At 39.1% G+C, this 18,856-nt stretch carries 21 protein-coding genes; 16 read left to right on the forward strand and 5 right to left on the reverse strand.

All coding sequences use genetic code 11. From position 1 onward, the window contains the following. Positions 1 to 258: 258 nt before the first annotated feature. The 3 genes from BBI00_RS05645 to BBI00_RS05655 are packed head-to-tail and all read left to right on the forward strand — an operon-like array spanning position 259 to position 2,275. Complete coding sequence (locus BBI00_RS05645) at positions 259 to 1,047, forward strand: SDR family oxidoreductase (protein WP_065399629.1); 789 nt, start codon at positions 259 to 261, stop codon at positions 1,045 to 1,047. 4 nt (positions 1,048 to 1,051) lie between these two features. Further along, positions 1,052 to 1,453, forward strand: a complete 402-nt coding sequence (locus tag BBI00_RS05650) for a GlcG/HbpS family heme-binding protein (RefSeq protein WP_065397851.1) — start codon at positions 1,052 to 1,054, stop codon at positions 1,451 to 1,453. 18 nt (positions 1,454 to 1,471) lie between these two features. Next, on the forward strand, positions 1,472 to 2,275 hold the full coding sequence (locus BBI00_RS05655) for a helix-turn-helix domain-containing protein (RefSeq protein WP_065397852.1): 804 nt from the start codon (positions 1,472 to 1,474) through the stop codon (positions 2,273 to 2,275). 77 nt (positions 2,276 to 2,352) lie between these two features. Here the strand turns inward: BBI00_RS05655 and BBI00_RS05660 are convergent, their stop codons facing one another. Further along, positions 2,353 to 2,808 carry a PPC domain-containing DNA-binding protein gene (locus tag BBI00_RS05660; RefSeq protein ID WP_065399630.1) on the reverse strand — a complete coding sequence of 152 codons (456 nt, stop codon included), beginning with the start codon at positions 2,806 to 2,808 and terminating at the stop codon, positions 2,353 to 2,355. Positions 2,809 to 3,010: 202 nt separating this feature from the next. On the opposite strand from BBI00_RS05660, the gene BBI00_RS05665 reads away from it, so the two are divergent. Continuing rightward, on the forward strand, positions 3,011 to 3,637 hold the full coding sequence (locus BBI00_RS05665) for a chloramphenicol acetyltransferase (protein ID WP_065397853.1): 627 nt from the start codon (positions 3,011 to 3,013) through the stop codon (positions 3,635 to 3,637). A gap of 39 nt (positions 3,638 to 3,676) precedes the next feature. Here BBI00_RS05665 and BBI00_RS05670 read toward each other — a convergent pair whose 3' ends face one another. Further along, positions 3,677 to 4,270 carry a Crp/Fnr family transcriptional regulator gene (locus BBI00_RS05670; protein ID WP_065397854.1) on the reverse strand — a complete coding sequence of 198 codons (594 nt, stop codon included), beginning with the start codon at positions 4,268 to 4,270 and terminating at the stop codon, positions 3,677 to 3,679. Positions 4,271 to 4,874: 604 nt separating this feature from the next. On the opposite strand from BBI00_RS05670, the gene BBI00_RS05675 reads away from it, so the two are divergent. Next, positions 4,875 to 5,216 carry a helix-turn-helix transcriptional regulator gene (locus tag BBI00_RS05675; RefSeq protein WP_065397855.1) on the forward strand — a complete coding sequence of 114 codons (342 nt, stop codon included), beginning with the start codon at positions 4,875 to 4,877 and terminating at the stop codon, positions 5,214 to 5,216. 17 nt (positions 5,217 to 5,233) lie between these two features. Here the strand turns inward: BBI00_RS05675 and BBI00_RS05680 are convergent, their stop codons facing one another. Together BBI00_RS05680 and BBI00_RS05685 are read right to left on the reverse strand one after the other, a co-directional pair. Then, positions 5,234 to 5,965 (reverse strand): MBL fold metallo-hydrolase, encoded by a 732-nt coding sequence (locus tag BBI00_RS05680; protein ID WP_065399631.1) that lies wholly within the window; start codon positions 5,963 to 5,965, stop codon positions 5,234 to 5,236. A gap of 84 nt (positions 5,966 to 6,049) precedes the next feature. Next, positions 6,050 to 6,808: an NUDIX hydrolase gene (locus tag BBI00_RS05685; RefSeq protein WP_065397856.1), complete on the reverse strand. Its 759-nt coding sequence runs from the start codon at positions 6,806 to 6,808 to the stop codon at positions 6,050 to 6,052. Between the two features lie 392 nt (positions 6,809 to 7,200). Between BBI00_RS05685 and BBI00_RS05690 the strand changes: the two genes are divergently transcribed. From BBI00_RS05690 to BBI00_RS05720, 7 genes are all read left to right on the forward strand, one after another. Next, complete coding sequence (locus BBI00_RS05690; RefSeq protein WP_065397857.1) at positions 7,201 to 8,385, forward strand: MFS transporter; 1,185 nt, start codon at positions 7,201 to 7,203, stop codon at positions 8,383 to 8,385. A 782-nt stretch (positions 8,386 to 9,167) separates the two neighbouring features. Beyond that, entirely contained in the window at positions 9,168 to 11,249 is a 2,082-nt protein-coding gene (locus BBI00_RS05695; protein WP_083988432.1) for a type VI secretion system Vgr family protein, read from the forward strand. A gap of 5 nt (positions 11,250 to 11,254) precedes the next feature. Then, positions 11,255 to 12,736, forward strand: coding sequence for an HNH/ENDO VII family nuclease (locus BBI00_RS05700; RefSeq protein WP_065397858.1), 1,482 nt, complete (start codon positions 11,255 to 11,257; stop codon positions 12,734 to 12,736). 14 nt (positions 12,737 to 12,750) lie between these two features. Then, a complete protein-coding gene (locus BBI00_RS05705; protein ID WP_065397859.1) occupies positions 12,751 to 13,254 on the forward strand; it encodes an ankyrin repeat domain-containing protein in 504 nt (167 codons plus the stop codon). A 34-nt stretch (positions 13,255 to 13,288) separates the two neighbouring features. Further along, positions 13,289 to 13,627: a hypothetical protein gene (locus tag BBI00_RS05710; RefSeq protein WP_065397860.1), complete on the forward strand. Its 339-nt coding sequence runs from the start codon at positions 13,289 to 13,291 to the stop codon at positions 13,625 to 13,627. Positions 13,628 to 13,639: 12 nt separating this feature from the next. After that, positions 13,640 to 14,518, forward strand: a complete 879-nt coding sequence (locus BBI00_RS05715) for a hypothetical protein (protein ID WP_065397861.1) — start codon at positions 13,640 to 13,642, stop codon at positions 14,516 to 14,518. A 35-nt stretch (positions 14,519 to 14,553) separates the two neighbouring features. Then, the gene (locus tag BBI00_RS05720; protein WP_065397862.1) at positions 14,554 to 14,796 is read left to right on the forward strand and encodes a hypothetical protein; all 243 of its coding nucleotides are present in this window, start codon (positions 14,554 to 14,556) and stop codon (positions 14,794 to 14,796) included. Between the two features lie 113 nt (positions 14,797 to 14,909). On the opposite strand, the gene BBI00_RS05725 is transcribed toward BBI00_RS05720, so the two are convergent. Further along, positions 14,910 to 15,287 (reverse strand): winged helix-turn-helix transcriptional regulator, encoded by a 378-nt coding sequence (locus BBI00_RS05725; protein ID WP_065397863.1) that lies wholly within the window; start codon positions 15,285 to 15,287, stop codon positions 14,910 to 14,912. 155 nt (positions 15,288 to 15,442) lie between these two features. Here BBI00_RS05725 and BBI00_RS05730 point away from each other — a divergent pair, with 155 nt between their 5' ends. The 4 genes from BBI00_RS05730 (at position 15,443) to BBI00_RS05745 (ending at position 18,817) form a co-directional block, all read left to right on the forward strand. After that, entirely contained in the window at positions 15,443 to 16,375 is a 933-nt protein-coding gene (locus BBI00_RS05730; RefSeq protein WP_228394720.1) for an alpha/beta hydrolase, read from the forward strand. Between the two features lie 8 nt (positions 16,376 to 16,383). After that, on the forward strand, positions 16,384 to 17,550 hold the full coding sequence (locus BBI00_RS05735) for an MFS transporter (RefSeq protein WP_065397864.1): 1,167 nt from the start codon (positions 16,384 to 16,386) through the stop codon (positions 17,548 to 17,550). A 72-nt stretch (positions 17,551 to 17,622) separates the two neighbouring features. After that, a complete protein-coding gene (locus tag BBI00_RS05740; protein ID WP_065397865.1) occupies positions 17,623 to 18,324 on the forward strand; it encodes a DsbA family oxidoreductase in 702 nt (233 codons plus the stop codon). Between the two features lie 121 nt (positions 18,325 to 18,445). Further along, complete coding sequence (locus BBI00_RS05745; protein WP_228394721.1) at positions 18,446 to 18,817, forward strand: hypothetical protein; 372 nt, start codon at positions 18,446 to 18,448, stop codon at positions 18,815 to 18,817. Positions 18,818 to 18,856 lie beyond the last annotated feature (39 nt).

Here is an 18,856-nt window from a genome sequence, read left to right on the forward strand (position 1 = left end):
CTCTTATAATGTGGTAGGGTTTGCTTTTATTTGATTCAACAGACAGTATCACTTTTTATCCATGTGGCTCTTAATAAAGTTTGGCTGAAGCCGTTGGAATGATTGTTCTGATTAAACGGTTCCAAATCTGTTCCTATTGAATGACAGTGCTATTTATATTAAAAAAATGGACTTTATGACAATATATATTTGGACTGCACACCAATACCCATGAGTTCTGAATCCTTGAAATTTGTATCATCATTTAAAAAAAATACAATGAGTAAAACAATTCTAATTACAGGTGCAGCAAGCGGATTCGGAAAAATTGCTGCTTTCGATCTTGCCGGAAAAGGACATAAGGTGATCGCCACCACACAGGTATATCCTCAGATGAGTGATTTAATACGTGAAGCTCAGGAACTGGGAGTGGAGCTTACAGTTGATAAGCTGGATGTGACCAACCCGGCAGATATTGCCTATATTTTAAAAAAATATGATATTGATATTCTGATCAGCAACGCAGGAATCATGGAGGGCGGACCTATTGCCGAGCAGCCGGTTGATATCATCCGTTCTATGTTTGAAGTGAATGTGTTTGGTGCACTGGAACTGGCCCAGGGATTTATCAGGAAATTCGTTGAAAAGAAAAGCGGGAAAATCGTTTTCACTTCATCTATGGGCGGTTTATGGACGGTGCCTTATGTTGCAGCTTACTGTGCTTCTAAACATGCTTTGGAATCTATTGCTGAAGGTCTGAAAACTGAGCTTGCTCCATTTAATATCAAAATTGCCACCTGCAATCCGGGAGTATTTGGAACAGGTTTTAATGACAGGGGAGTGGATTCTATCTTCCGCTGGTATAATCCTGAAGTGAATTTCACGCCTGAGTCTGCTTTTGACGGTGCAGCGGAATCTCTGGCCCATCAGCTGGATCCGAAATCTATGGCAGAAGTGATCGTGAATGTAGCGCTGGATGATAACAGCAACTTCAGAAATGTACACCCTAAAGAAACGGAAGACTTTGTAAAACAGCTGCAAACTGAAGCGTGGACAATAAAAAGCTAACCGCATGGAAATGAATTATAACCTGGCGGAAAAAGCATTACAGGCCGCCAAAGAAAAGGCACTTTCCCTGAAAATTCCTGTAAGCATTGCTGTTGTAGATACGGGAGGATATCTGCAGGCTTTTGCCCGACTGGACAGTGTTTATGGAGTGATTGATTTTGCCGTCAAAAAGGCAAAAACAGCAGTGATGTTCGGAGTAAACAGTGATATTATGGGCAGTATTATTTCAGGAGCGGGTATCCATGGGTACGGAATGCTGAATTCCAATGACGGGCTTTTAACGATTGCAGGCGGAGTTGTGATTAAAGATGCTGAGGGAAGAATCATTGGAGCGATTGGGTCATCCGGTGGAACGCCTGAGCAGGATAAGGAAATTGCTGAAGCCGGATCTGCTGTTATAGCTTAAATTTCAGATATTTGCATTATGGAAAATACTTCTGAAATCATCTTCAACCAATTGGTTTATTCCTGTGCCTTTGAATCTTACAGAGGCCATGAGGAATTTATTCCGGATCATTTTCTGGGATTTCAGCTGTCTGGGGAAACCCATGCTTTTCATGAACAGGGTACAACGATCATCAGGGAGAATACTGTGGTTCTGGTTAGGAAAAATCAATTGATCAGAACAGTAAAGCATCCTTCGGCCCATCAGAAGTATGAGTTTATTGCGATTACTCTTGATGATGAAACGCTCAGGCAGTACGCTGCTGAAAACAGGGTAAAAACAGACGCTCCTTTCCCGGAAAATCAACGGCTGTTTTTTGAACCGGATGATTTTTTCAGGAGTTATTTTGCCTCATTATTGCCTTATATCAATAAGACAGAAACGGTACCTCCAAGACTGGCTGCCTTAAAAATAAAGGAAGCGATAGAGCTGCTTTTACTGAGTAATCCCGATCTTAAAAATCTTATTTTTGATTTTTCTGAACCTCATAAGATTGATATTGAAGAGTTTATGAATAAGAATTTTATGTTCAATGTCTCTGTGAATGCTTTTGCCCAGCTTACGGGACGCAGCCTTTCAGGCTTCAAAAGGGATTTTGAAAAGGTTTTCCATAGGAGTCCCAGACAGTGGCTGAAAGAAAGACGGTTAAAAGAAGCCTATTATTTAATTAAAAATAAGGATAAAAAACCTTCGGATATTTACCTTGATCTGGGATTTGAGAATCTGTCCCATTTTTATTCTTCTTTCAAAAAGAAATTCGGGGTGACAACTACCGAAGTTTAACCGAACAGAAAAAACACAATGATAAAAAGGGTTGGAAAACGTAAAGATTAATCAAGCCTTTACGTTCTCTAACCTTTTTATTTTTCAAAATCATAGAGATTGATTCCGGTTTCTTCATTTTTCAGTTTTACAACTCTGGTGTTCAGCGGATAAAAAATAAATTCTGCTGCTCCCCGGATCTTCGCTTCCAGAAGATGACCTGCCAAAGCGGTATAATCTTCTCTTCCTAATGTAATATGCAGATGAAGGGTAAGCTTTCCTTCAATTTCAGAAACATTTCCGGAGATATTGGTTACTTCCATCTGTTCTTTGAAGGTTTTATCAACATAATTTTTTGTTGCAGGATTAAAAAAACGGAGTGTAGCCTCGCTTACAGCTCCTATTCCTGTCACTTCTCCGGCCCGGATATTCTGATTCCTGACGAAATCCGTTAAAGTTTCTACGATATTCGCATGATTGTCAATACTTACAATATAAGAATGATCAATCTTTCTTGCTGACCATTGATTACCTTTACTATTTTGTATTTCCATAACAACAGTTTTTTTTGAATACATCTATTTTTAAGTGCAAAACCCGGAATGTTCAGGCTCTGCTCTATGTTAATCTCAGAGGTATATACAATACAATAATTGTGCTTTATCAGCAAAATGTACGGTCTGATTCTTGAAATTTCATTTGTAAAAGCATTAAAAACCGGTAAAAAATGCTGAAATTTGCAGCAAATAAAAAGCAATGAAGATCGTAGACCTTGAGCAATGGAACAGAAAGGAGCATTTTGAATTTTTCTCTAAGATGGCAAGTCCTTATTTTGGTTTTACAACGGAAGTAGACTGTACCAAAGCGTATGATACTGCTAAAGAAAAAGGATATTCTTTCTTTGCCTATTACTATCATAAATCTATGGTTGCTGTCAATACGGTTGATGAGTTAAAACTCAGAATCATAGACGGGCAGGTTGTTCAGTTTGATATTGTACATGCAGGAAGCACCATTGGAAGACCAGATGGGACTTTTGGATTCTCGTTTACCCATTTTTCGGAAGATTTTGAAGTGTTCAATGCGGCGCTTCAGAAAGAAATAAAAGGTGTACATGAATCTACAGGGCTTAGACTCAGCAATGAAAGATTAGGAAAAGATCATGTAAGACATACCACCATCCCGTGGAATTCTTTCAGTGCGATTGTACATCCCACTGATTTTAATACAACGGAATCAGTACCAAAAATTGCTTTTGGCAGGTTCAATATCCGTGACGGTAAAAAGTTTCTTCCCGTTTCTGTTGAAGCTCATCATGGCCTCGCAGACGGAATTCACATTGCGAAGTATCTGGAGGAGTTCCAGAGGCAGCTGGATCTCTAGAATAGATATAAGAGTTTAAAGAATTATTTCTGCGGGCTTTTAATAATAAATTTTCCTCTTCTCAATCTTCACAATTTTCTCTTTCTCCATCTGCTTGATGGTGCGGATTACCGTTTCTACACACAGACCTGTAAGGGAAGCAAGCTGTTGGCGGGTAAGGGGGACCTGGAAAGAATAGGGAGCCTTATCTTCATGATAGCTTTTCAGATAATCCATCAGCAGTTTCAGCTTTGAAACGGGGTTCTGAAAGGACAGGTTATAAAACATGATATATTTATAATACATCCTTTCTGCAAGACACTGGTAAATATTCAGGGAGATTTCCGGATTATCTCTGATCAGATTTAAAAAATTCTGCCTTGGCATTCTGAAGATCACAGATTCCTCCATTGCCACCGCATTCATAGGGTAAGGCCGGTCTACGAAAAGAAGAGATTCGCCGAAACTGTGCCCGTCTGAGAATATATTCTGAATAAATTCTTTACCGTCTTCAGTATAATTATTGAGCTTGATTTTCCCGGTTTTGATCTGGTAATAGTATAAAGGAAACTCTTCTTCACGAAAAATGATATCTCCTGCTTTATAATTTTTCGTTTCAGCTCCAAATGAAATTAATAACTGTTCAATGATCATATTTGTGATTTATTTTAGTAAATTTTCAAAAATCTCTTTAAACACGAATTTTTTTCAATAGTTGAATAATTATAATTAAGATCAATAAAATAACGAAAATTTTATCTTTTTTTTCCATAATGTGGTATCTTTTATGTACCACATTTTTTAATATTTTCAGAAAATAGCGGAACTACAAAATCTCGAAGTATTGATTAAGATCATAAAAACTAATCGCGGGAACCCCTTAGATTTACCTTCCATTTAAAAACAGAGATAAACCAATTGGAAAGTGGTTGATAAAAGCAGTTATCATATTTTACTGAAAAACATAACGTGGTACCTATGTGGTATACGGTTTTCAGAAAATTTTAATCATTTTTTCTTTCTTTGCTCTGTGTAAAAACGGGATAATATTCACCTATGAATATTTTAACATAATCATTCAATAAATACAGTGTATATATTGTGTATTATTGATAAATATTGAAGAAAGTTAATAAAATTTTGAATACATAGAAATTATTTTATTATCTGTTACATTATCAAACGTTTGATAAGAGAAAAAGAATTTGTACTGATGCACAAAGACGTTGCATCTGAAATGAGTAGATGAGAAAGTATTATGAAAAATAAAAAACCTGAACCCAACTTAGAGGATTTGAATCAGAAGATTCTTGTACAAGACGAAATCATAGCACTTGCCAAAGCAAATTCTCCTCGTTTGCTGAATAAATTCAGATTGGTGTATCCTGATTTTTTCGACAAGTTGTCTGCGATACAGCCTGGGCTTAAAAATTCTGAACTGATCTTTTGCATTTACCTTAAGCTCAATATGACCACCAAGGAAATAGCAACCTGTATCTTTGTTACGCCAAAAGCGATACAGAACCGGAAAAACCGGATCAGAAAAAAGCTCAACATCCCCTCTGAATTTGATATCTATAAATGGTTTAATGAAATTTAAACCATTTTTTCTTAGATTTAAAATTCCAGTACCGCTTTATCCAGATCATGATAAAGGAGAATTTTCCAATGGTTTTCCCTTGCCTCTTTTTCCCACCGAAGCCTCAGTTCCATAGCTTTTCTGCCATCGTAATCACTTTTATAGGCTAAATGATACTTCAGGTAGGAAGCCTGTGGAAGATCGTCTGCACCATAGAAAACGGTTTCTTCATTCTCATTGATCCAGAAAACCTGCATAAAAGGAGTATGACCGCCCGCTACTTCGTAAGAAATCTCATGGGTGATCTTGCCTTTATCGTCATTCATCCAGATGATATGGGGAAGCTGAACCAGCTTTTCCAGAATATCAAAATCAAAAGAAGGGTTACCTCTGTTTTCCATGGCAAAATCAAGCTCACGCTTCTGAATATAAATTTCTGCATTTGGGAATGTTGCCTGAAAACCATTGTCAGTAAGGGTTACAGCACCTTCTATATGATCTTTGTGTAAGTGGGAGAAGAGCAGTTTAGTAATCTGCCCGGGGTGAATATTATGTTCTTCAAGCAATGTGAAAATCACGGGAATCCCTGCTTCATTTTTCCATCCGATCCCGGCATCCAGAAGGATATGATCGTTTTCAGTAATAATAAGAAATGGCTGTACAGACATTTTAATGCCCTGCACCGTATCCAAGTTTTCTGCTGTTAAAAGCGTAAAATCTTTGGTTTTGCTTGCGGAGAAATTGCCTTCTTTGAGTGGAATGATTTTCATGCTGCAAATTTCTTCATTATTTTCAAAATCCCAAAAGCTTTTCATCAATCTGAATGATCAACAAAAACAATGTTACGGTAAGTTCTACCAGTTGCGCAATCCGTTTTCCAGAGCTTTTCTGTACTGATGATCATCAAAGGAATAAAGGTCCGGAGCTTTGTGGGCACCACCACGCCTTTGCTCTTGCAGTTTCTTTAAGATTCCCAGGTTTTTGATTTTCCTGTAAAAATTACCACGGTTAAGGGGTTTTCCTAATATGGCTTCATAAAGCTTTTGTAATTCCGGAAGCGTAAATTTCTCAGGGAGCAGATTGTATCCTATAGGCTTGTGGGAAATCTTTTCTCTTAAGGTCTGTAAGGCTTTTTCTATAATCTCCCGGTGATCCATAGCGAGGTTGATCTCCGGCAGCTGTTTCAGGTAGATCCACTCACAGGTTTCACTCATTTCATCAGCAACCGGACTAAGTTCTGATGAATTGTATAAGGCATAGTAGCCTACAGAAATAAACCTTTGTTTCTGAAAAAGGCTGTCATCAAAATCTTCGAAATAATATTCGCTTCTGTTTTTCTTGCCAAAGACTCCAAACTCTTCCAGAAAAACATTGGTAACTCCTGCTCTGGATTCAAGGATCCGAAGTACCGCATCATCCAGATCTTCATCTTTTTTTACATAGCCGCCGGGGAGCATCCATTGTTTCCTGTAGTTCATCCTGGCCAGTAAAACTTTCAGTTCATTCTGATGAAAACCGAAAATAACAGGATCTGCTGAAATGTGCGGAAGATAAATTTCTTTTGCTTCCACAGACCGTCTGAGAATCTGCTCTTTAGAATCTTTTTCATTCATAATATTAAGTGTGTATCACAAATGTAAAGAAAACCGTTCAGAAACTTTTAAAAATAGCTTATTTAAAGGTAATCTTGAGAAAATTATCCACAAAACAACAGCTTAACGATTAGATTAAAGGATTCCGGGGTGGGAATTTTTTATTCCAATAAAATTAAATAAATATTGGGTTCACTTTCAAACACTCTTAAACCTGTTTATAAAAACAGCCTCAGTTGTTGGGTAAGCATAAAATTTCAGCTTTATTCTTTTGGCTTCAGGATAATTTGTTGTATTAAAATAACTACCTTTGAGTTCTTAAAAAGCAGCCTGTTTCTGATCGGCATTATAGATTAAAGATATCGTTTTGATCATCTGAAATAGCTTTTTATTCATTAAAATTTATTTGTAGCATGCAGGAGACTTCTTCCAACAGTATTTCCCGGGCAGTGATATGGCTGATGGCCATTATTTCCGGATTGGTGGTAGCCAACAATTATTATAACCAGCCTTTACTGGCTCTTATATCTGAAGAGCTTCAGGTTTCTGAAAGTGCAGCCAGCAGAATTTCTGTACTTACTCAGATTGGTTATGCATTGGGACTATTACTGATTGTACCGCTTGGGGACAAATTTTTCCGGAAAAAACTAATCCTGATGGATCTTTTTCTCGTTTTCGGGTCACTGCTTTGGATGACTTTTGCTACACAACTATGGATGCTGTATGCAGCCAGTCTGCTGATTGGTGCCACTTCCGTCATTCCGCAGCTGTTTGTTCCCATTGCTGCCGAGCTTTCTTCAGACAAAGAGAAATCAGCAAACATAGGACTTGTAATGTCCGGTCTCCTTTTAGGGATCCTGCTTTCCCGTTTTATAGGTGGAATTGTAGGGGAAGTCTGGGGATGGAGAGCGATGTTTGGTATTGCAGCCGGATTAATGGTTCTGGTATGGCTGGCAGTTTATAAAATGCTTCCTGAGCTGCATCCCAACTTTAAAGGAACATACAAAGAACTTATGCGTTCTGTAGCTCATCTTGCAAGGACCCAGCCTATACTTCAGCTGGCCTCATTCCGTGGAGCAATGGCTTTCGGATCAATGTGTGCATTGTTTACCACTTTAGTTTTCCATATGGAAAAACCACCTTTTAATGCCGGATCTTCTGTAGTAGGGAGTTTCGGACTGGCAGGGGCTGTAGGTGCTTTAGCTGCGGCAAAAGTTGGAAAGCTCCAGAAGTATATGGGTATCAACCGGATTATCCTGTATTCTCTGCTTATCATCATAGGCAGCTGGGGTTTCACTTATTTTGCAGGCGAAACCTATTGGGGACTGATTGTAGGGGTTGTTCTTGTGGATCTGGGAGTACAGTCCAGCCACATTATGAATCAGACCAACTATTTCCTGATTAAATCAAATGCGGTCAACAGGCTGAATACAGTCTATATGGTTTCCTATTTCATCGGCGGATCTTTGGGCACATGGTTAGCTTCTATTGCATGGCAGCAAGCACAATGGGGTGGTGTGTGTGTTGTAGGAACTTTATTTGGCGTTCTGGCTTTGATTGCCCATATCCTTTTTTGCAGAAAAGTCAATCCATCTTAATAGCAATCTGTTTCCGGTCTTAGACTGAAAATCCAAAACATTTTTTTCATTTTCATACCATTACTTTTAGTTCTGGTCGTGTTTTCTGTGTTTCTGATATTTCATAAAAGAGTTACAATATTTTCGGGTAAAAACTCTTAATCTTAATCCATTATTAAAGGATGAAAAAGATATAAACAGAAAGGAAGATCAGAAAAACAACCGTTATTTTTGTTTTTTTTAACAGACTGTAAATATGCTGGTTATGTTTGTTTTTAAATCTACGATCGTAGAATTACTACAAAAATTAAAAATTCAATATAAATATTTTGCCGGTACAATTGTTCTGTATAAATTTGATACATTACAATCACCAACCAATAAGTATTAATATTTAAAATTTACGAATTATGAAAGCAAATCCGAAAGCGACATAAATAGAACTTCTTTGGGGAATACAATCTTATGACGGGCTTAGATCATGATTAAAAATCTGTTATAAACCGATATATTTTAAATAATAAATGATCATGCAAGCCATCTTTTAACGGAATGTAACCTCACTGTTCATCCTTTTCCAATAAAAAAATATATCAGAACGGAGAAAATGTTATATATCCTGTTCTGTTCATGTATTTTAGAAAGGAACAAATACTCTGTACTTTACTTGTTTTAATTGTCTTTTATATCCATTCAAGCAATTGCAGCAAAGGGAATTTTCATTTCGCAGGAAATGTAAATTTTAAACGGAATCTATTATCAGATTAGAAAAGTCAATTTAAAAGTACTAAAAGAAAAAGGTTATGTTTAAGGATAATAAACCTGCAAAACCGCAAGCACCCAAAGTTCCGGATACAGAGGATCTGAAGGATGCAGCTGTTTCAAAAACAATCAATAAAGCCGATCAGAAAATTAATCAGGCTAAGAGCTATGCAGAAGCGGCCCAGAACTCTTCAATGAAGTTCATGAACCAGAGTATGCAGCGAAATACCCCGATGACGACGGATGGTAAGCTATGGTCTAATCAGCCAACTTCAAAAATACATAATGCTTCATCCATTCCAACCAGTCAGATTCTGGGGATCAACAGAGTCGTAAAACTCGAAATAGTAGTAGAAGGGAAACTGATTCCGCATTTTAAACATTTCAGTCTTACTCAGAGTACCATAAAACATCATAATTTCAGTCTTATACTGGCTTATGATACATTGGGAAATGCAGAAAACCATAATCTTGAAGAAGCACAAAACTTTCTCGGAAAGAGAATTACTGTAGTTTTTAAATATAAAGATGTGGAAGACAGCCCTGAAAGAAACTTTGTAGGAGTAATTACAGAAGTAGGCTTCAGCCAGGAAAAAGGCAGCCTTGGAAATATTGTGCTTACCGGCTACAGTCCTACGGTCCTGTTGGATGCAGCCCCTCATATCCAGAGTTTTGGAGGCGGGCAGGAAATAAGTCTGAACAGCATTGCAGACCAGGTAATCAAGGAAGGCCTGGGCGGTAATAAATTTGATTTCAGGGTAGATGCTCAGCATGGGAACGTTTCTTACAGTTCACAATATGAAGAAACCCATTACAATTATCTTGCAAGAATTGCAGAAGCTTACGGAGAGCAGTTTTATTATGATGGCGAAATCCTGCATTTCGGGAAGCTGCCACCACAGGAAAAACCTGTTCAGCTGGTTTATGGCAGCAGTGTCCAGGATATCCGGATCAATATGAAAGCCCAGCATGTAAATCCTACTTTTTATGGCTATAACAGCAGTAAGAATGAAAAACTGACTACAGGAGATTCCAAAATAAACCATCAGTCGGATATTGCAAAAAGAGCCTACGAGATCTCACAGAAAACTTTTAAAACCCCTTCTTTAAGAGTAGCTCCCATCAAGGCTTCCAGCTTTATGGATATTGATGCCTCACAGAAAGGTACGGCTGGAAGTAAGGCCGTGAATGTATTCATCACTTCAGGCAATACCTCCATTCCTTTTTTATATCCCGGCTGTATTGCAGATCTTGAGATGCGGAAATCTGAAACCAACCAGACCTCATATTTTACGAAGCTTATGATCACAGCAGTGAGCCATGAAGTAGATGCCAGAGGATATTATACCGGGAACTTTGAAGCTATTGCTGCAGATACCGGTTTTATTCCCCGTCCGGAATTTGAGACTCCCAAAGCAGAACCTCAGTTTGGCAAAGTGATTTCGAATACCGATCCGCTGAACCAGGGCAGAGTACAGGTACAGTTTGACTGGCAGAACGGGCAAAGTACTACGGAATTTATCAGAGTGATGTCTCCTGATGCAGGAAGCAGTGATAAAGTAAGTAAAAACCGTGGTTTTATGTCTGTACCGGAAGTTGGAGACCAGGTCGTCGTCAATTTCGTTCACCAGCATCCGGACCGTCCTTTTGTAATGGGAGGATTATTCCATGGCAATATCGGAGCTGGCGGAGGAGCAGGAAACAACATCATGAGTTTCAGTGGAAGAAGCGGAGCCGAACTGAAATATGACAACGGTGCAGGATCTATGAACCTTCAGGATCAGGGAGGAGCCAACATGCATTTTGACGGAGCAGGTAATGCCGCAACCAATGCAGCTGTTTCTAAAACGATTAATGTAGGAAAAGGAAGTGAAAGTCTCCTGAAAATGGACAATGCAGGAAATATATCTTTAACGTGCAATACCAATATTACCCTTAAAACCGGTAAAAGTTCGCTGACAATGAAATCAGACGGAACTATCCTTATCAATGGAAAAGTGATCAATTTGGATGGCTCTGACGGAGTGGGTGTAAAAGGAGGACAGGCAATAGAGATCAATTCTCCTAAAAATCATATAGGAGGAGAAACCAAATTAGACGGTGGTGATGTATTTGTAAATTAAAGGCTATGGGCGTTGAAATTATTAATGAAAAAGATTTTTGGATATGCTCTGAAGGAGCAATGCCGACTCCTTTTCAAGGCACCAGAAAAAGCAATAAAACGAGTGATGGTAAAGTATACATCACCGTAGAAGATACAAGTACTGTAAGCTGGATTGATTTTGGCTGTAAAAAATATATGCTCTTACTGGCAATCGTTGCTGCCCTGGCAGTTGTTGTAGCAGTAGCGGTAGGTGTGCTTACAGTAGCAACAGGCGGTATGGGACTTGTGCTCCTGGGAGCCGTAGCCGGTCTTGTAGGAGGCGTCATCGGAGCCGTCGTAGGCGGATTATTATGCGGCCATAAAATGGGACCTGCAAGAAAATGGCTGGGAAGTAAATCTGATTTTATTTCTACAGGAACAAAAACCATTACAGGTGCCCATCAGATGGAGTGTAAGGCAGGAGGACTCATCCAGTTTGCACCTAATATCAAAAGCTGGCTGGACGCCTTTGGCTATGCTGCCGTTAGCTACAGTTCCAAACTCACAGAATGTTTCCTGGCCGGAGCGCTTATCGGAACAGGCGGGCAATTGATCGGAGTAGGATCTATCACAGGTTCTGCAACAGCTACCACCAGCACTCTTGCGGGAAGGCTGGGGCTGGGAAGAGGTCTTTCTGTTTTAGGCAGGGTAACTTCTTCCGGAGGTACATTGGGCACCGGGATCAATTTTTCCAGAGCAGCAATGGCACTGGCGAGACCTACGGGAATGAGTATTTTACGTAATTTAGGGGCATCCTTTGGAATAGGAGGCGGAAGCATAGGTGCTGTTTTACTCGGAAGCAGGGTCACCCATGGAGGCGAGGCAGCCTGGCGCGATTATGCTTTAGGTCAGGAAGATCCCACAGCATTAGCCAACAGCGCTGCAAAAGGAGCATTACCGGAATATGAGTTCGGAAGCCGTATTGCAGAACAGGGAATAAGCGGGCTCCGTTTTTCAGATGCCATGTTTCTTTTTTATGGGCTGAATTTCAGAGCACTTCCAAAAGGTATGGCCATGAGCCCGAGTGGAAAACCTTATTATACCCGCAATAATCCATGGGGAATAAAACCCGGAACTCCGGTCCCTAATGAAGCTAATCCGTTCTTTAAACCTCCTTCCGGAAGGGCTTATGATGATGGAAGGCCAAGTTTCAGAAATGAAGCAATACTCAATGAGCAGATTTATAATAACGCAAAAGGGCCGAATGGAAAAGTGTATGACCCTGTTCCGAATGGTAAAGAAATAGTCTGGCGACCAGGTGAACCATTAAGAGGAAACTGGTACAAAGGCCATAAACCCGGATATGAATACAGGCATCTTGTGAGAGCATTAAGAGAAGGAAGAATTACGGAACAGGAGTTCCTTGATTATTATAATGATCCACAATATTACAGACCGGAAACACCTGAGACCAGCAGTTCCCATTCCCATGAATCTGATGTTTCGCTATATCCTTTTGACCAATAAAAATTTTATAAAATATGAATATTCATCAAGCAGCCATAAAAGAAAACCAAGCGGAACTAAAAAAAATATTGGAAGAACATCCAGAAAGCGTCAACGAACCGGAAAAAGGAATGCTGCATACTGCATTAATGTTTGCCGTTAAGATGGAGCGTATAGAATCTGTACAGCTTCTGCTGGATTACGGCGCAGATCCTAATCTGCAAAACGTTGAAGGCAGAACAGCTTTACATCTGCTTCCTGAGCATCAGCCCATTGCATGGACCAGTGTCAGCAATAAAATAAAGATAGCAGAATTACTGCTTGAGAATGGAGCAGATCTCACCATTACAGATCGTTTCGGAGGACAGCCGTTATGGTATGCTGTCTTTTATGTTAAAACTCCGGAAGATCTCAACCTGGTTAAGATCTATCTGAAATATGGCGCAGATCCTGACTACAAAAACAACGGACAAAGTGCTTTAGATTTTGCCAAACGAATAGATTACCAACCTTTAATAGAAGTGCTGGAAGCCCAATAACCTGATTTATATTTTAATAAATGATTAAATAAATATGGAGCTAAGAAAAATATTGCACAGTGAATCAAAAAGTCACAACGAACCTCCTCTTACTTATGATGAAGCTGTAGAATTATTCAACAGACTGGACTGGACTGATGAAAACACTTTTTACAATCAGGACTTTGGTGATTCTTATTTGCAGCTAAAAGCGATGAGAAATGACGAAGTTTTTGACAATAAAGACATCAAAGTAGAAATACTGGTTGATGAAAATATTATCAAATTTGCCGTCACTAAAGTGACCAGAGAGGAAGCACTGGATCTGATAAAATATTATTTCGAGCACAGTGAAATCGGTGATATCACATCCTATACCACAGAATTCATTTAAGATCATACAACTATGCTGCACCATAAAATCATCATTAGCCAGCCATTCAATGAGCAATATGAACTGGTGATCGAAACGAATTCCAAACTGATCGACAATCATATGACCTCAAGAACGATCATGAGATATGATTTTACCGTGATCAGATGTAATGAGAACGAAATAGAATGCCGTCTCATCTTACTGGATCTGTTTCTGGATCAGTCTAATAATGATCTGGTAAAAGAAATAGCACAGGTTACGGCTGCCTTCAACAGAATGTTTAATGAGCTTCATCTGAAACTATCGCAGAAAGGAGAAATCCTGCAGGTACTGAATATGGACCTGGTACTTTCAAAATGGCAGCAGACAAAAGCAGAAATGACAGCAGCACTTTCCAATAACGATGAACTGAGAAAACTGATCGCCGTCAATGACTCTTTATTTACCAACAAAGAAAAGCTGGCACACACTATCCAGAACAGCGAATTTCTGCATATGTACTTCGGGCAGGTATTCAACATTGAGCTGCCTAAAACCAAAAGAATAACAGGGGCCAACATCCTGAATACCGCTAACCTGGAATGGGATATGAACATCAGTGAACAGGCTGGAGGCCATCCAGATGACATTCATATTCTTGTCAATACTTATCCGGTAAGGCCGCTTTCTGAAGGGTATCTGAATGCCGCTTATGGCCAGTTCAAAGACAGAATAGACCTTGATCTGCTCAATTTTACAATGTTTCAGAAAGAAGAAAGATATATCGACAGAAATACAGGAAAACTGAAACAGGCTATCGTGGAAAAAGTGGAGGAAATAGGTCATGAACAGCTTTATCAGAAGTTTTCCTATCAAATGATCAGCGATACTGAAAAGAAAATACAGCAGAAAACAGCTCTGACCTCCTGAGAAAAATGAGAAAAAACAACCCAAAAATGTAGGCAATGAAACCAATTTCTAAAGATCTGACAGAAGATATCCGAGAGAAAAGATGGAGCCGGTCTTTCCGGATCGGAAATAAGGAGTTTCTTTTGGGAGCATTAAAAGAAGGAGCTGTTTTTTTCGAATATAAAGCGGTAAAAGGAGAAAAGATTTATATCAACAGACATCTCATCCGCAGACTGTTCATTGATAACAGATTAAGACTTGTGCACCAGTCACAGCATAAAGTTCTTAAAAAGCTATAAATAAAAGTTATTGTAAATACTTACTTTCCGCAGATTCAGCTTCCTGTTACAGGTAATCTGAATCTGCGGAAAATTTATATACGATGTACGAAAATACGGGTTGTTTCAAAACATCAGACATCATCAGGCATTTGTTCCTGAATCATTTCCCGGTGCTTTCCGCCCCATTTACTCAGTTCACCCCATAACGGAATCAGTTCTCTGGTAATTTCGGTGAGTTCATAATCTACTCTTGGTGGTACCTGAGCATGTACAGTGCGGGTAATCAGACCTTCCTTTTCAAGTTCTCTCAGCTGAAGGGTCAGCATCCGCTCAGTGATTCCCCTAATTGATTTTTTAAGCTCACTGAATCTAAGTTTTCCGTCTTTTAACTGATCGAGAATCAGGAGTTTCCACCGGCCGCCAATCTTGCAGACGGCATAGGTGAGATCACACTCATGTATGTATTGCCTGTTGATATTATTTGTCGAATTTTCTTTTATTCTACCCATTACTTACAAATTTGTTCGTACCATACAATCTGTTGTGTACAGTGCAAATGTAAGGCTTGATCTTTAATTTTGTATCACAGAAGCAGAAAATATGCAGCAGTAAAGAACAATAGCGCTTACGTTCACTGCAAAAACAGTATTAACTTAAATTAAAAATGAAAATGCAGTTAACTTCCAAAATCACTCAGATTTTAAATCATTTAGAAAAAATACAGCCATTCAATGCACAGGATTCTTTAGACGGAAGCCGCAAATACCTTGAAGCCATGTCTCTGCAGCTCAGCGGGAAAAAGGAATCAGTTGCCATGATTGAAGAATTAAATATAGAAAAGGTAAATCATCAGATTCCAATCAGAATCTACCGTCCTCAGGGAAAAAGCGATCAGAAATCATCAGCTATTATCTATCTTCATGGCGGATGGTTTATTGCCGGAGGATATGAAACTCATGACGCAGTGGTTCGCAGGCTGGCTAATAAGACCGGTTCAGTGATCATTTTTGCCGATTACCGTCTCGCTCCTGAGCATCCTTTTCCTGCAGGTTTACAGGATTGTATTGATACGGTAAATTGGATAGCAGACAATGCAGAAGATTTAGGAATTGATAAAGATAAAATAGGAATTATTGGCGATAGTGCAGGAGGAGCATTAGCGACATCAGTTTCCACACAATCAGGTCATCTCCTGAAATTCCAGGTACTGATTTATCCGGCAGCAGACAACCGGCTTAATTCAAAATCATGGGAAACTTATGAGAACGGACCGGTTCTTACCAAAGAGGGAGGTATAGAAGCCTGGAATTTTTATCTTCCCAAAGAAGAATCAGACAATGCACTTGCTGTTCCCGTTTTGATCAGAGACTTTAAAGAAACTCCGCCAACGCTGGTTATTTTAGCGGAACACGATCCATTGCTGGATGATGGAAAACAGCTTTCTGAAAATATGAAAGAGGCGGGAATTGCCGTTCAGACAAGCTTGTATAACGATATGGTGCATGGCTTTATGCATATGGGAGAAATCCTGGATGAAGTTCAGACAGCCATACATGAAATGGCAGATTTTGCTCATCATAATCTGGATCAAAGATAGAAAAGATTATGAAAAAGTATGCATATATCGGGTGTCTCGGGTTTATAGCAGTTATTACAACAGAATTTGGAGTGATCGGAATTCTTCCTCAGATTGCAGAACACTATAAGATCAGCATTGACAAAGCAGGATATCTTCTGAGTGCATTTGCTCTGGTTATTGCTCTTACCGGCCCTTTTATGACCTTATTGACTTCAGGGATCGACCGCAAAAAAATAATGCTTACTTCCATCCTGATGTTTCTGCTCACAGGTATTGTATCATCTTTTTCACCTCCGTTCTGGCTGCTGATGCTGGTAAGAGTGCTTCCGGCATTTCTGCAGCCAGTCTATATTGCAACTGCTTTGTCTGTTGCTGTAGCTCAGGCAGATGATCGCAGGAAGAACGGGCTGATGAGCATTGTTTTTAATGGAGTGGCCATTGCAATGGTTACCACCGTTCCTTTTGCCACCTGGATTGCCGGGCTTGGATCGTGGGAATATTCATTTATGATACAAACCGCAGTGAGTTTAATTGCTTTAGTTACTATTTACACCCTTCTTCCTTCTATGCCTGTTACAGAAAAAAAATCCTATGGAAATCAGTTGAAAATACTGAAACAACGGCCATTTATTCTGAGTACACTGACTAATTTTTTCATGGTTGCCGCATGGTTTTCCACTTACAGTTATTTTGCAGATTATCTGAACAAGGCCAAAGGAATGGATACTTCAATGATCAGTTATATGATGTTTCTTTTCGGAATTATAGGAGTGTTGGCCAATTGGGCTGCAGGAAAGATGCTCAATAAAAATATTGCAGCCACAACGGCCTTTTTTCTTTCAGGAACAATACTTATACCCATACTTTTATATATTTCTGATGGAAACCTGTGGGCTACTGTTATGGTAATAGGAATTTGGGGGTTTCTATATTCGCCCACCTTTCTGAATGCTTCAACATACATGATCTCTTCAGCACCGGATTCACTGGAATTTGCCAACAGTCTGGCCACGTCATTCGGGAATCTTGGAGTTACTCTTGGAACTACAGTCGGAGGCTGGATTATTGTGTCGAAAGGGGTAGAGCTGACTCCCTGGATTGGTTTGGTATTCGGGACTCTTGCGCTGATAATGATGTGGATAAGAACAGTCTTTGAAAGGAAGAAACAACTGTGGGCGACGTATCAGAATTAAATTGTAATAAATTTTGTTACATTAATAAAATGTAGTAAATTTGCAATACCAATTTGATTTAAAATACATACAATGAAAATAGAAATCTGGTCGGATGTAATGTGTCCGTTTTGTTATATAGGAAAAAACAATTTTGAACAGGCTTTAGAAAAACTGCCGTTTAAAGATGAAGTAGAAGTAGAGTGGAAGAGCTTTCAGCTTGATCCTACTTTAGACGCTGGAAAAACTCAAAATACCATTCAGTATTTCAAAGAAAAGAAAGGCGTTCCTGAATCCCAGGCAGCACAAATGCTCAGTCAGGTTACCCAAATGGGACAAGGAGCCGGAATTGATTTCAATTTTGAGAAGGCATTAATCACCAATACTTTCAGTGCGCACAGGCTGCTTCATTTAGCCAAAAAACACAGTAAATCCAATGAAATGGAAGAAGCTTTATTCATCGCTCATTTTATTGACGGTAAGAATGTAGCTGATCCTGAGGTTTTGATTTCCCTTGCTGATAATTTAGGAATTGACAAAGAAGAAGCAAGACAGGCAGTAACTTCAGATGAATTGGACTATGAAGTGAACCAGGATATTCTGGAAGCCAGAAATAACGGAGTTTCCGGAGTTCCGTTCTTTGTTCTTAACGGTAAATATGCAGTTTCTGGGGCACAACCTGTAGAAGTATTTGAAAATGCCCTTCAGCAGACCTATAAAGAGACCGTGAGTCCTTTCAAAGATCTCTCCGGAAGCAACGGAGCTTCCTGTGATGCAGATGGATGCAGTATCTGATAAAATCTAAACCCCAAAACATATACCTGTTTTGGGGTTTTTAGTATATTATGTTTCACTTTTGGTTCTATTTTAGAATACAGCAGAATATTTATATATTTAAGAATAGAAACTTATAAAAATGACTGCAAAGACACTGAAGATCATTTCAATTCTTGCGTATTTATTCATAATGTTAATGGGAACTATGATTGGTATTCCATTTATCGTCTGGTTGTTATTTACGGCTTTTGATTTTGGGAATACAGATCAGATCTTTGCTGTTTCAGGAATACTTGGAATTCTTGTGAATCTGGTAAAATGGAAGAACAGTGTTCCTCCGGCAATTGTAAGCTTTCTTATGATGCTTTCACCTTTGATAATCAGAACAATACAGGTGCCGTTTGAACTATTTAATTACTTGTTATTTCAGATTCCTCTGGCAATATTTATCATCGGATATCCCGCATCTGTCATTCTTACTGTGAAAAAACAGAATGAGAAGACAGCCTAATATTTTTCCAAACACAGAAAAACTGCCGTATCTTTGTGA

It is taken from the genome of Chryseobacterium arthrosphaerae (assembly GCF_001684965.1).
Classification (GTDB): domain Bacteria; phylum Bacteroidota; class Bacteroidia; order Flavobacteriales; family Weeksellaceae; genus Chryseobacterium; species Chryseobacterium arthrosphaerae.